At 43.3% G+C, this 14,015-nt stretch carries 11 protein-coding genes; 8 read left to right on the plus strand and 3 right to left on the minus strand.

What is annotated here, in order from left to right; translation table 11 throughout:
- Positions 1 to 35 precede the first annotated feature (35 nt).
- On the plus strand, positions 36 to 395 hold the full coding sequence (locus ONT08_RS05700) for a nucleotide pyrophosphohydrolase (protein ID WP_118200223.1): 360 nt from the start codon (positions 36 to 38) through the stop codon (positions 393 to 395).
- Positions 396 to 449: 54 nt separating this feature from the next.
- The gene (gene deoC / locus ONT08_RS05705) at positions 450 to 1,385 is read left to right on the plus strand and encodes a deoxyribose-phosphate aldolase (RefSeq protein ID WP_117729280.1); all 936 of its coding nucleotides are present in this window, start codon (positions 450 to 452) and stop codon (positions 1,383 to 1,385) included.
- 182 nt (positions 1,386 to 1,567) lie between these two features.
- Here the strand turns inward: deoC and ONT08_RS05710 are convergent, their stop codons facing one another.
- Positions 1,568 to 2,545, minus strand: coding sequence for a polyprenyl synthetase family protein (locus ONT08_RS05710; RefSeq protein WP_264959451.1), 978 nt, complete (start codon positions 2,543 to 2,545; stop codon positions 1,568 to 1,570).
- Between the two features lie 107 nt (positions 2,546 to 2,652).
- Between ONT08_RS05710 and polA the strand changes: the two genes are divergently transcribed.
- The 6 genes from polA to ONT08_RS05740 all read left to right on the plus strand — a co-directional run bounded on the left by polA (position 2,653) and on the right by ONT08_RS05740 (position 11,418).
- Entirely contained in the window at positions 2,653 to 5,415 is a 2,763-nt protein-coding gene (gene polA, locus ONT08_RS05715) for a DNA polymerase I (protein ID WP_264959452.1), read from the plus strand.
- A 361-nt stretch (positions 5,416 to 5,776) separates the two neighbouring features.
- Positions 5,777 to 5,941 carry a rubredoxin gene (gene rd / locus ONT08_RS05720; protein ID WP_022120120.1) on the plus strand — a complete coding sequence of 55 codons (165 nt, stop codon included), beginning with the start codon at positions 5,777 to 5,779 and terminating at the stop codon, positions 5,939 to 5,941.
- Positions 5,942 to 6,047: 106 nt separating this feature from the next.
- Entirely contained in the window at positions 6,048 to 6,425 is a 378-nt protein-coding gene (locus ONT08_RS05725; RefSeq protein WP_254974466.1) for a desulfoferrodoxin, read from the plus strand.
- Between the two features lie 396 nt (positions 6,426 to 6,821).
- A complete protein-coding gene (locus ONT08_RS05730; RefSeq protein WP_254974467.1) occupies positions 6,822 to 9,353 on the plus strand; it encodes a DEAD/DEAH box helicase in 2,532 nt (843 codons plus the stop codon).
- Between the two features lie 406 nt (positions 9,354 to 9,759).
- Entirely contained in the window at positions 9,760 to 11,046 is a 1,287-nt protein-coding gene (locus ONT08_RS05735) for an IS1380 family transposase (RefSeq protein ID WP_264959240.1), read from the plus strand.
- A gap of 168 nt (positions 11,047 to 11,214) precedes the next feature.
- Positions 11,215 to 11,418, plus strand: a complete 204-nt coding sequence (locus tag ONT08_RS05740) for a hypothetical protein (RefSeq protein WP_264959453.1) — start codon at positions 11,215 to 11,217, stop codon at positions 11,416 to 11,418.
- Between the two features lie 95 nt (positions 11,419 to 11,513).
- Here ONT08_RS05740 and ltrA read toward each other — a convergent pair whose 3' ends face one another.
- Together ltrA and ONT08_RS05750 are read right to left on the minus strand one after the other, a co-directional pair.
- Positions 11,514 to 12,920, minus strand: a complete 1,407-nt coding sequence (gene ltrA, locus ONT08_RS05745; RefSeq protein ID WP_264959454.1) for a group II intron reverse transcriptase/maturase — start codon at positions 12,918 to 12,920, stop codon at positions 11,514 to 11,516.
- A gap of 898 nt (positions 12,921 to 13,818) precedes the next feature.
- Positions 13,819 to 13,986, minus strand: coding sequence for a hypothetical protein (locus ONT08_RS05750; protein ID WP_181985866.1), 168 nt, complete (start codon positions 13,984 to 13,986; stop codon positions 13,819 to 13,821).
- Positions 13,987 to 14,015: the final 29 nt, after the last annotated feature.

The following is a 14,015-nucleotide window of genomic DNA, read 5'->3' on the forward strand; positions in this document are numbered from 1 at the left end:
AGAAAGGCATCTTTCCCCCAAAAAGAATTAGGAAGATGACAATAAAAGAAGCACAAGAAGCTGTAGATCAGTGGATTAAAGAATATGGCGTACGCTATTTCAGCGAACTGACCAATATGGCTTGCCTCACGGAAGAAGTGGGCGAACTGGCACGCGTCATTGCCCGAACATACGGTGACCAGAGCTTCAAGAAAGGCGAGAAACCTAACTTGGGCGAAGAGATGGCCGATGTTCTATGGGTGCTTATCTGCCTGGCAAATCAGACTGGGGTTGACTTGACAGAAGAACTCCAGAAGAGTTTTGACAAGAAGACCAAAAGGGATGCTGAAAGACATAAAAACAACCCAAAACTATCTGAACATCAGGAAGATAAAGAACAAGATAACAAGAATTAAAATTGCTATTCATATAAAAACTTAACTTTAATAATTATATAAATAACATTAAGTATGAGCAGTATTAAAGAACAGGTTCTTGCACAGCAGGGACAGTATAAAGAGTCAGACGACAAGTATTTATCAGTTTTAAAGCAGTACAACTGCAACCTCAACGATGAGGAAGTAGCTGCTGCAGTAAAGAAGATTCTCGATGAGAAGGTAGCAGAGAATGAGACCATGGAGGTCAAGAAGTTCCTCTTCGGTAGCATCGAGTTGACTTCCCTCCATACAGAAGATACAGAAGAAAGCATCCTGAAGATGATTGAAAAGGTGAACCAGTTTGCCAAGGATTATCCTCAGCTTCCTCACGTAGCAACCGTATGTACCTACCCTAACTTTGCCGGCCTTATCAGCCAGAGTCTGGAGGTTGACGGCGTAGAAATCGCGGTAGTAAGTGGCAATTTCCCATCCTCTCAGACCTTTATCGAGGTAAAGATTGCAGAAACCGCTATGGCTATTAAGGATGGTGCTACAGAGGTGGATATCGTAATGCCTGTTGGCAAGTTCTTCAGCGAAGATTACGAGGGTCTCTGCGATGATATTCAGGAACTCAAGGAGACATGCGGAGAGCATAAGATGAAGTGCATTCTGGAGACAGGCGATCTGAAGAATTGCAGCAACATCATGAAGGCCTCTATCCTCGCAATGTACTCAGGTTCAGACTATATCAAGACCTCAACAGGCAAGGAGAAGGTTTCTGCTACCCCAGAAGCAGCATACGTCATGTGCCAGGCAATCAAGGCATATTACGAGAAGACTGGAATCCAGATTGGTTTCAAGCCTGCAGGTGGTATCAATACCGTTCATGATGCCGTAGTTTACTACACTATCGTGAAGGAAGTTTTGGGCGAGAAATGGCTGACCAACCAGTGGTTGCGCCTCGGCACATCACGCCTGACTAACCTCCTCTTGAGCGAAATTCTGGGCAAGGAAATCAAGTACTTCTAAAGATAATTTCAAAGTAACATTAAACATACTTAGAAAGATAGTTTTAAAGTACCATTTAAGATACTTCTAAAGAGAATTCTAGAGTATTGTTTAAAAGAAAAATCTAAAGAAAAGTACCTGATTTTCAATAGAATACAAAAAAACAAAGGGTTGATTCTCTCTGAGAACCAACCCTTTTTATATTAAGCTTTTCTTTCAATCACAAAATCCAAGTAAGCCTTCAAGGCATTGTAAATATCCTTATCCTCCACATAAGTATCGAGGAAATTCATGGCTTCGGCATGGAAATCCCACATGCGCTTATCCGCATATTCAATACCTCCGTTTGCCTTTGTAAATGCCACTAACTGAGCTATTTCATCAGCCGTTACAGTATGAGCCTTTACCTTTCTGGCAAGCTTCATCATCTCCTCATTACCGGTAGACTTCAAAGCATATATTACAGGCAAAGTCAGTTTTCCTTCAACCATATCATTACCAGTAGGTTTACCTATCTCCTTGGAATCATAATAATCAAAGATATCATCACGGATCTGGAAGATGATGCCCAAGTTCTGTCCGAAACGTTTCGCCTCTTCAACCTGCAGTTCTGAAGCATTGGCAGACATCGCTCCGATACCGGCGCAAGCCTCAAAGAGAGCAGCCGTTTTCTGCTTAATCACCTGATAATAAATATCTTCCGATATCTCTTCATTACTGATACTGTTGAGCTGAAGAATCTCACCATTAGACAGGATACGTCCCAACTCAGCAAGATAACGCACGATTTCCTCTGAATGCGAATAAGATACATGAAGCAAGGCGGTGGAAAGAATGAAATCGCCCACAAGCACAGCCACCTTATTATTATAAGTAGCATTCACGCTAGCCTGTCCGCGGCGCTCCTCACTCTCATCAACCACATCATCATGTACCAGCGAAGCGGTATGAAGAAGCTCCAGACCTACCGCAGAATGCTGGGTAACACTGGAAACCTTTCCAAAATTACGTGCCATCAACAAGATGAGTATAGGGCGCATACGTTTTCCAGCGCGCTGACGGATATGGTCGAGCACCTGGGAAAGAAGGCCATCGCTATGCATGAGAGACTTGTTGAACAAATCTATAAAATCTGCTAATTCTGCCTCTATAGGCAGCTTGATAAGTGATAAATAGTCCATTATATGTGAGTAAATCTACTTAATTTCTGAAATTTGTTACAAAATTAATCAATTCTTCTTGAAATATCGCATTTTTTTAGTAATTTTACACCACAAAAATGAATATTATGGATAAATTGTTCCTTTTAGACGCGTATGCGCTCATTTATAGGTCGTATTACGCCTTTATGAAAGCCCCTCGAATCAATTCGAAGGGACTCAATACTTCGTGTGTAATGGGGTTCTGCAATACCCTCAACGAGATACTTACCAAGGAGAAACCTACCCATATCGCGGTGGCTTTCGACCATGGCAAGACCTTCCGTCATGAGGCTTTCCCTGCATATAAAGCTCAACGAGAAGAGACACCGGAAGACATCAAACTCTCTGTGCCTATCATCAAAAATATCCTGGAGGCATATCATATCCCTATCCTTCAGGTAAATGGTTTCGAGGCGGATGATATCATTGGAACAGTTGCCTTGAAGGCAGGTGAAAAGGGGATGGAAACCTACATGCTCACACCCGATAAGGATTACGCACAACTGGTTCGTAACAATGTTTTCATGTTCCGTCCTCGTCATGGCGGTGGATACGAAAAGTTGGGCGTACAGGAAATTGAAGAGAAATACAGCATCACTTCCCCACTCCAGGTTATCGACCTCCTTGCTCTGATGGGCGACTCAGCTGATAACTTCCCAGGCTGTCCGGGCGTGGGAGAAAAGACAGCCATCAAACTTATCAACGAGTTCGGTAGTGTAGAAGGTCTTATCGAGAACTCTTCTCAAGTGAAAGGCAAGCTCCGCGAAAAAGTGGAGGGTGCTGTAGAAGATATCAGGATGTCAAAGTTCCTGGCAACCATACGAACCGATGTTCCGGTAGAGATCAAGATGGAAGATTTGAAACGGGTAGAGCCAGACAATACAAAATTGGATGAAATCTTCACCGAGTTAGAGTTTAAGTCGTTTGCTAATCGAGTTCTTAACAAACCTAAAAAGGTGCAAACAAAGCCTACAGGAGAACTCGATTTATTTGGCGTACAGCTGGCAGATAGTAAGGGAGAGCCAAAAAACGCGAGTTTTGAGACCATTAAAACGACCTCTCATTCATATAAACTCATTGATACAGAAGTAGATGCAAAGAGACTTTATGACTATTTATTGACATTCAATATTATCAGTCTAGACACAGAGACCACATCTACCGCTGCCATTGATGCAGAATTGGTGGGTTTGAGCTTTGCCGTGAAGGAAAAAGAGGCTTTCTACGTAGCAATTCCGGCAAATCGTGAAGAAGCCTTAAAAATCGTAAACATCTTCAAACCTCTCTACGAGAACCCGGAAATCTTGAAAGTGGGGCAGAACATCAAATACGATATCGAGGTGTTGATGAACTACGGCATAGAGATTCAGGGCAAGATGTTCGATACGATGCTCGCCCACTATCTCATCCAGCCAGAACTTTACCACAACATGGATTACTTGGCAGAAGTATTCCTCAACTATCAGACCATCCACATCGAAGAACTGATTGGTCCGAAGGGAAAGAACCAGAAGTCTATGCGCGATCTCGCCCCATCAGACATTTACGAATATGCTGCCGAAGATGCCGACATCACCTTGAGATTGAAAAATGTGTTCGAACCAAAACTCAAAGAAATAGATTGTGAAGATCTGTTCTGGAATGTAGAAATGCCGCTTGTACCTGTTTTAGCCCACATGGAGATGACGGGAGTATGCATCGACACCGATACCCTGAAGGAAACATCCGAGAAACTCACCAACCGCCTCAATGAGATAGAACATCATATCTATGAGTTGGCAGGCGAATCGTTCAATATCGCTTCCCCACGCCAGGTTGGAGAAATACTCTTCGGAAAGATGAAGATTGTGGAGAAGCCTAAGAAGACGAAGACGGGCCAGTACGTAACAAGCGAAGAAGTTCTTCAGCAGCTGCGCAGCAAGAGTCCAATCATCGATGAGATACTGAACTACAGAGGTTTAAAGAAACTTTTGGGAACCTATATAGATGCCCTTCCAAAGCTTATCAACTCTCGCACCGGTCACATTCATGCCTCTTTCAACCAAGCCATCACAGCCACAGGACGTCTTTCTTCAAGTGATCCAAACCTGCAAAATATTCCTGTACGCGATGACGATGGCAAGGAGATACGCAGATGCTTCATCCCAGAACCAGGCTGCCTGTTCTTCTCTGCCGACTATTCACAGATAGAACTTCGCATCATGGCACACCTGAGCCAGGATCCAAACATGGTAGAAGCATTCCGTGAAGGCTCTGATATTCATGCAGCTACAGCTGCCAAGATTTGGCACGAAGACATCAAAGAAGTAACAGATGCACAGCGCAAGAAAGCAAAAACTGCCAACTTCGGCATCATCTACGGCATCACGACCTTCGGTCTTGCCCAACGCATGAACATCGAAAACCGAGAGGCAAAGCAGATCATAGAAGACTACTTCCGCACCTTTCCTGGTGTTCAGGCTTACATGGAGAAGGCAAAGGAAATGGCAAGAGAGAAAGGCTATGCCGAAACCCTCTTTCACCGCCGTCGCTACCTGCCAGACATCAACAGCAAGAATGGTACTGTAAGAGGATTTGCCGAGCGCAATGCCATCAATGCCCCTATCCAGGGCTCAGAGGCAGACATCATCAAAGTGGCTATGATCCGCATCTTCAACCGATTCAGAGCAGAAGGCATCAGGAGCAAGATGATTATCCAGGTGCATGACGAACTCAATTTCTCCGTATATCCGGAAGAGAAGGAAAAGGTAGAGAAGATTGTGGTAGAAGAGATGCAGAACGCCTACCAGCTCAGTGTGCCTCTGGTTGCTGATGCCGGATGGGGAAACAACTGGCTAGAAGCACATTAGAAAAACCAGAAGGCGGCTGCAGAAACCGCAAGGCAACTTAAATACAAAGAAGCTCGCAAGATACCAAACAATCATCTTGCGAGCTTTTCTTTTTCGAGATGTTTCACATGAAACAATCAAATCTTCTATCAAAACACCACTAAAAAGACAAATAACTCCTTTATTCACAAGTACATCTAGAAATCTTTGTTTATTTAGATTAAAAAGGATAATAAAATTATAATATTTTCATATTTATTTGGTTCTTACAGAAATAAAGTGTATATTTGCATAGTAAATCAGAAAGATATGCAAACGCACCTGTCTGATTAAAAGTGAATAGATAACAGTAATCAATCAAATTAAAAAAGAAAGGAACATTATGAAGAAATATGTTTGCGACGTGTGTGGTTGGATTTATGATCCAGAAGTAGGTGATCCAGAGGGCGGCATCGCTCCAGGTACAGCATTCGAGGATATCCCAGATGATTGGGTTTGCCCTCTTTGCGGAGTAGGCAAGGAAGATTTCAGCCCTGTAGAGGAATAAGGCTCTTTTGAAGGAATCACCCGAAGGAAATCCTCACAAAGGAATCATCTGAATGAAATGCCTGATATTCAGGCAACACATTCATAAAATAATAGGAGGAACCATTATGACAAAAGTTAGAGAAATCTACCGCTGCCAGATTTGTGGCAATGTTGTAGAAGTTGTAAACCCAGGAGCCGTGCTCAGTTGCTGTGGCGAGCCGATGAAGCTGATGAAGGAAAACACCAACGATGGCGCCAAAGAGAAGCACGTGCCTGTGATAGAACCTATCGAGGGCGGCTATCGCGTAACAGTAGGAAGTGTGGAGCATCCGATGCTACCAGAGCATTACATCCAATGGATAGAATTGCTCACCCCTACCGATGTGCTTCGTCACGAGTTGAAGCCGGGCGAAAAGCCAGAGGCCATCTTCATGACAAATGCTGAAGCCAAGGATGTTACGGCTCGCGAATACTGCAATCTTCACGGGTTGTGGAAAGGATAAAGTACAGAGAAAAGATATAAGAGATCATTTTCCCGACATTGGGAAGATGATCTCTTTTTATCGCACAACAGCTGTTGTGCGGTCGTAGGCATTAACTCTTCCGGCAATTACTCCTATATCTTCCAGCAACTTCCATTATATGTCTCAAAGACTTCTATTATATCTTCCAGGTACTACCTCTATATCTTTCGATGACTTTCCGTATATACCTCAACGTTCTCCCCTATATCTTTCTGCATCCGCAAGCGTTTCAACGTTTTACTTGTTTTTTCTAACATCTATTTTCCCTCACCTATAATTTTTAGTTAATTTTCCACGATTTCCTTGTATCTTTCATTTATAATGTGTAACTTTGCCTCAAATATATTTAAACGTTTTAAATAAAGCAACACAACAATGGCAAAGAACAATAAGCAGGTAGCTGGTCAAGACGGCAACAGCACCAAGAAGACCAACAGGAAAAAGAAGAAAAACAAGGTTTCGCATATCGTGAAACCCGAAAACATGACTTTGGAAGAATGGCAAATCAAACTGCGCAAGCAGGTGACCGATATCGAGCACTTCGATATCAGTTGTGTTGATGACGCCCTTTGCCCTGGAGAGTATATCGTTCGCAACCCTGAAAAGAACAACGAGTACAAGGTGGTGTATCGTGGAGCCAACAGCGAATGGAATTATTGTTCCTGCATGGATTTCAAGACTTCGAGACTCGGCACTTGCAAACATATCGAAGCCGTCAAGAAATGGTTTGGCGGAAAGAGGGGCGTACATGTACATCGGGAATTGCCACCTTATACTTCTGTCTATCTCTCCTATCGGGATGAGCGATGCGTAAAGATTCGTATCGGCTCAGACAACAAGGAGGCATACGAACAGTTAGCCAAAGATTACTTTGACAAGAACCATGTCTTGAAGAAATCAGCCTATGCCCGCATTGGCTCTTTCTTGAAACAAGCTCGCCAAATCAGCGATACATTCAGATGCTATAAAGATGTCATTGACTTTATCATCGATATTCGCGAAAAAGCGAAAAGAATGAAGATTGTGAAGACATACGATGACGAGAAACTCAACAATCTTCTGAAAGTAAACCTCTATCCTTACCAGAAAGAGGGCATCCGCTTTGCTGCAAAGGCAGGAAAGGCTATCATTGCCGACGAGATGGGTCTCGGAAAGACAATCCAAGCTATAGGTACTGCCGAACTGCTACGCAAGGAAGGTCTTATTGGCTCTGTACTCATCCTCTGCCCTACCTCGCTCAAATATCAATGGCGAAGTGAAATCAAGAAGTTTACTGATGCCGAAGTCTTCGTCATAGAGGGAAGTCATCTCAAGAGAAAGGAAGCGTACAACCGCCCGGAACCTTACAAGATTATTTCCTATAATAGTGCCGCCAATGACATCAAGATACTCGGCTGTTTGCAAACCGATATGCTCATCATGGACGAGGTGCAGCGCCTGAAGAACTGGAACACGCAGATTTCCCGTGCGGCAAGAAAGATAGAATCAGACTATTCCGTGATTCTATCAGGAACGCCTTTGGAGAACAAGCTCGATGAGCTCTACTCTATCGTAGAGTTTGTTGATAATTTCCGCCTCGCCCCTTACTACCTCTTCAAAGACAAGCATATCATTACAGATGAAACGGGAAAAGTACTAGGTTATAAGAACTTAAACGACATAGGCAAGAAGCTGAGTGATATTCTCATTCGTCGTCGAAAGAAGGATGTGAAACTCCAAATGCCTGAGCGTTCTGACAAGAACCTTTTCATTCCGATGACCAACGAGCAGATGGAGATGCATCAGGAGTGGCAGAACCAAGTACGTATCCTGGTTCTGAAATGGCGCAAGATGCATTTTCTGTCCGATAAAGACCGCAAGCGTCTTCTGCTCTTCCTCTCGCAGATGCGCATGGTATGTGACAGCAGTTATATCCTCGATCAAAAGACGAGATACGACACCAAAGTGGAAGAATGCGTGAACATCATCAGCGACATTATCAGCGAGGAAGGTGAAAAGGTTGTGGTATTCAGTCAATGGGAACGCATGACCCGCCTCATCGCCAAGGAACTGGAGAAAAAAGAAATAGGCTTTGAATATCTGCATGGTGGCGTACCATCCGAAAAGCGTAAGAACCTAGTAGATAATTTCATGAACGAACCATCGAGCCGGGTTTTCCTCTCTACCGATGCCGGCAGCACAGGCTTGAACCTGCAATCTGCCGCAACTATCATCAATATCGACTTGCCTTGGAATCCTGCCGTTCTCGAACAGCGTATTGGTCGCATCTATCGCCTTGGGCAGCAGAACAACATCCAGGTTATCAATCTTGTAACACCTGATTCCATTGAGGAGGAGATGCTCGGTAAATTACGTTTCAAGACCTCTATGTTTGAGGGTGTCCTTGATGATGGCGAAGATTCTGTATTCATCACAGATGATAAGTTCAGCAAGATGATGGAAACCGTGAGCGGTATAGTGGAAGAGGACGAAGAAACAGAGAAGGTCAAGAAAGTCAAGGATGCTGATAACGTTAAAGATTCCAAAGGTCAGACAGAAAAGCCAAAGGCCGAGGAAAGCTTTGCAACTATCAATCCTAAGGATTTGGAAACAGACAAGGCTTGCGACGAACATAAATCTGATGAGAATAAAGAAGAGGTTTCCATCCAGCAACAAACGAATTCATCTTCGAACAGAGAATCCGTTACTAATCGCTCAAGTCATCCTAAGGATTTGGTTGCCCAAGGAATATCTTTCCTCTCAGGCTTAGCCGAAACCTTAAAGTCGCCAGAAGCCACTGCCCATCTGGTTGATTCCATTGTTGAGAAAGACGAGCAGACAGGCGAAACCTCCATCAAGATACCTGTGGAGAGCAAAGAGACTGTCTCTAATCTCTTGAATCTCATAGGAAAGTTGTTTGCAAAATAAGTCATGGGTAAAAAGAAACATAAGCATCAAGGACATTATTGCAAGATGTGTGGAGAGTATAAATCCAACGAGTCGTTCAGTGGTAAAGGACACAAACTGCACATCTGCAAGGAATGTATGTCCAAAAGAAACAAAGCTAAAAAGGAAAAGAAACGTTTAGAACATGATAGAATTAACGAAGTCTCAGAAGAAAACAGCTCGCAAGCTTATTAATTTGGGCTTGCAGCGAGAGTGCGCCAAGTTCATGCAATCTACCAAAGATTTCATGAATCTAATTTCCGCAACACTATAATTTAATATTTTTTATAAGCACCTGAGCAACAAAAAGTTGCTCAGGATTTTGCCATGTCAGAAATTTCACTTATCTTAGTGTTGCAAAATAAAAACAAACAAAATTCTGAATGACATGGCAAAAGTACAAATAAAATCTGAGAAACTCACTCCTTTTGGGGGAATTTTTTCGATTATGGAGCAATTTGATGCTCTTTTAGCTCAAACCATAGATTCCACCTTGGGATTGAGATGCACTATGTTTGGTTATCAATATAGCGAGATTCTACGCTCTCTGATGTGCGTATATCTTTGTGGTGGCTCATGTATTGAGGATGTTACAACTCACCTGATGAAACATTTATCTCTTCATCCAACTCTTCGCACTTGCAGCGCAGACACCATATTACGTGCTATCGAAGAACTGACCTTTAAGAGCATCACCTATAAGTCTGCTTCTGGCAAATCCTATGATTTCAATACTGCAGACAAGATGAACTGCTTACTGGTCAATGCCCTGCTTGCTACTGGTCAATTGAAATCCGGTCAAGAGTATGATTTTGACTTTGACCATCAGTTCATTGAAACAGAGAAGTATGATGCAAAACCAACCTACAAGAAGTTCTTGGGCTATAGTCCAGGTGTAGCTGTCATTAACGACATGATTGTTGGTATTGAAAATAGAGACGGCAACACAAACGTGCGCTTCAACCAAAAAGAAACTTTGGAAAGAATCTTCAAGCGATTGGAGGCTTCGGAAATATATATTTCTCGTGCCCGCATGGATTGCGGCTCATGTTCGGAGGAAATCGTAGATATGGTAGAGGCTCATTGCAGGTATTTTTATATTCGTGCCAACAGATGCTCTTCTTTCTACGATTCCATGTTTGCCTTAACTGGATGGAAAACTGTTGAAATCAACGGTATTGAGTTTGAGTTGAATTCTATCCTTGTTGAGAAATGGAAAGGAAAACCGTATCGTCTTGTCATACAGAGACAAAGGCGAATAGATGGAGACCTTGACATTTGGGAAGGCGAATATACCTACAGATGTATACTGACTAACGATTACAAGTCGAGTGCAAGAGACATCGTGGAATTCTACAATCTTCGTGGTGGCAAGGAACGCATCTTCGATGACATGAACAATGGCTTTGGCTGGAATCGATTGCCAAAATCGTTCATGGCACAGAATACTGTATTCCTGCTTATGACAGCTCTCATCAGAAACTTCTACAAAGCTATTATGCAGAGATTGAAAACCCATGAATTTGGATTGCGTGCCACCAGCAGAATCAAGACCTTTGTTTTCAAGTTCATCTCTGTTCCTGCGAAATGGATTAAGACATCACGTAGGCATGTATTGAACATTTACTCAGACAACAATGCTTATGCCAACCTGTTCAAGACAGACTTTGGTTAAAGACCATGCTTTTCTGGTTAAACCAGCGTATTACCTCAAGTCGCTTTATGGGGTAAGGGGATTTTGTGTCTGCGACATTTCTGTTGTGCAAGAAATATGTACAATAAAATGAATTTTGTCGCTTTGCAAGCAAAATCCCACTAAACCCTATAGGTTGCGGATTTGAGGATGAACAAGAACGCATCAGCAGAGGATGCACACGATGCATACCTCAAACTATATGATAAGGTATACCAATTCGACAAGCATATCGCTCGCCGATACGATGGGATGTCAGGAGGTAGATATTACATCACCGTATGTTACCTATACTATGACGGAGTATTGACTGACGAAGACATCCGAGAGTTTGACGATGAGCTAATCGGGTAGGAGGTAAATGTTACTCATAAGAGGCATTTACCTCCTACTTTCGCATTCACCGACCTCCCACACCACCGTACGTGCGGTTCCGCATACGGCGGTTCCTACTTTGGGTGCCATTCGAGATACGAACCCATCAGCGTGACATACCCTGTCTTACGAAGACTATCATTGCTGATAGCCATTTTCAAAATAGGACTGTCTGCTACACGCCAATACCCAAGACGGCTGTTGCCCCACATATAGGCTTGGTATTTATCTATACCACACCTTACGAGGTTGGCAATTCTCGTCTTGACTCTCTTCCAAGACTTCCATATACACATACGTATTCGCCTACGCAGCCATTCGTCCGTTTCTTGAAGCAGCCGCTTCATATTAGCTAGGTGGTAGTACCCCACCCAACCTCGTATGTATTCCTTTAGCTTTTGCTTCCGTTTGGCATATCCCCATCCATTGCTCCGACTCGTAAGCTCTTTTAATCGGGCTTTCATCTTTGCTTTGGATTTGGGATGCACAGTCAGTTGGCATTTGCCTTTGGATACATAGAAGGAGTAGCCGAGGTATTTCACACCACGCACATACGAGACAACCGTCTTCTCCTTGTTCACCTTGAGGTATAGTTTGCCCTCTATGAACTTGGTGATGGACTCCTTGACTCGCATTGCTGCTCGCTTGGACTTACAGAATATCATCGAGTCATCTGCATACCGAACAAAGGGGAGACCTCTGCGTTCGAGTTCCTTGTCCAAGTCGTTGAGCATGATGTTGCTCAGCAGTGGACTCAACGGTCCTCCTTGGGGAGTTCCCTCCTCACTAGCCTCGAACAAGCCCTTGTTTATCACACCGCTGCGAAGATATTTGTGTATAAGGCTGACAACCCTCCCATCCTTGATGGTTCGGCTTAGGATTTCTATGAGTTTGCTATGACTCACCGTGTCGAAGAAGCGTTCCAAGTCTAAATCGACAACGTATATATAGCCATTGTCGATTATCTTCTGCGCTCCCCTAAGTGCATCGTGGCATCCTCGCCTTGGGCGGAAGCCGTAACTCCGTGACGAGAACTGTCGCTCATAGATGGGTGTCAAGGTTTGGTTGATGGCTTGTTGCACCAATCGGTCAACCACGGTGGGGATGCCCAACAGGCGCTTCTTGCCATTGTCCTTCGGTATCTCTACTCGACGGACTGGGTTCGGACGGTATGAACCGTCCTGCAAGGAACGTATCAGAGAATCCTTGTTAGCCAAGAGCCAAGGGAGGAGTTCCTCACAAGACATCTTGTCGATACCGCCGCATCCCTTGTTGAGAACCACCGCTTTGTAGGCTTGGTTCAGGGTATCGGGACTAAGGATTCGCTCCAACAAGTGCTCCTTGTCGAATGGTACTTCCACGATGTTGTCTTCACACATCCACATGAAAGTCTGCGCTACCCCATACCATTCGGATTCCGTCCTAGCTCTTTGGGGGCAGCCATTAACTTCTGCCAATGTTTTCTGCGTTCTTACTTTCATAAGGTATGTTTCAATTACTATCGTTTAATATAGGTTCTGTCCTTCATGCGCTATATCGAAAAGCACACTACTATGACATCTGCTGACTTCTCACGGCTAGCTTTACTCCTGAGCCCACTTGAAAAAGTCCAGAATCATATTTTTATCTTTGTAACTTATTGACAATCAATGGCACGTTTTCGTAAAAATGACTTTTTCAAGTGGACTCACTCCTTGCCTTTCGCAACATAGCTATTCGACAAGTCCGTGAGACCTCCTCGGATAAGGGCATTGTCTTTCCATCTTATACCCACTTCATTTACACCAACCGTTCCGAATAGCTATGGGACTTTGATTTGTATAGCAATCTAATCCACGGTCATATGCCTTGTATGAAGTTTCTGTACGTTAGGTCAGATGTTTGCCGCCGGCTTCTTTCAGATTCCAACTCACGATGGACACCCTTGACATTGGCTAGGTAATTCCCGCTATTAGGGCTTACTAGGGACTTGCACCCATTAGACAATGCTCATGCCGAGCATACTATCAGCAAAAGCTTTAAACCGTCGTTGCGGTTTGAAGCTTTTGCTGTTTCATGAAGTTCTATTCGGAATCTCCAAATTACTTTCAAACAAAATTGCCCGGCAAACAGAAATTGAACCGTTTTGAACCAATCCACTTTCATTTTTTTATGTAAAATTCTTCAAATTACTTGAAATGTGTATCTTTGCATTTGAAAGAATATCATCACCGTAACCTTTCTAGGGATAGCTCCTTAAAAAGAGTAACCTAGTTAGGTATAATGGGTATTCGCAGACAACCCATATAGTGATAAAAATAAAAATGCGTAACTCATTTAGTGATAAGAAAAATAGATAGTAACAAATTTAGTTTAACCATCCTAAAGGTGACAACTTTTTCACGTATAAGACACATCAGGCTTCAACGATTTCAATATCCACCACTGACCGTTGCGCTTGGCATGGAGCAGGACATTAAAACCGCTGGTAGAGAGCTCGAAGATTTTCGTGAATCTATTCGAAACTGCATCTACAGGAGACAATATAAAACCTGAAACTTGAGTCATAGCTGCAAAGATAATACTTTCTGATGAAG

The organism is Segatella copri (genome assembly GCF_026015465.1).
In the GTDB taxonomy this organism is placed as follows: domain Bacteria; phylum Bacteroidota; class Bacteroidia; order Bacteroidales; family Bacteroidaceae; genus Prevotella; species Prevotella copri_E.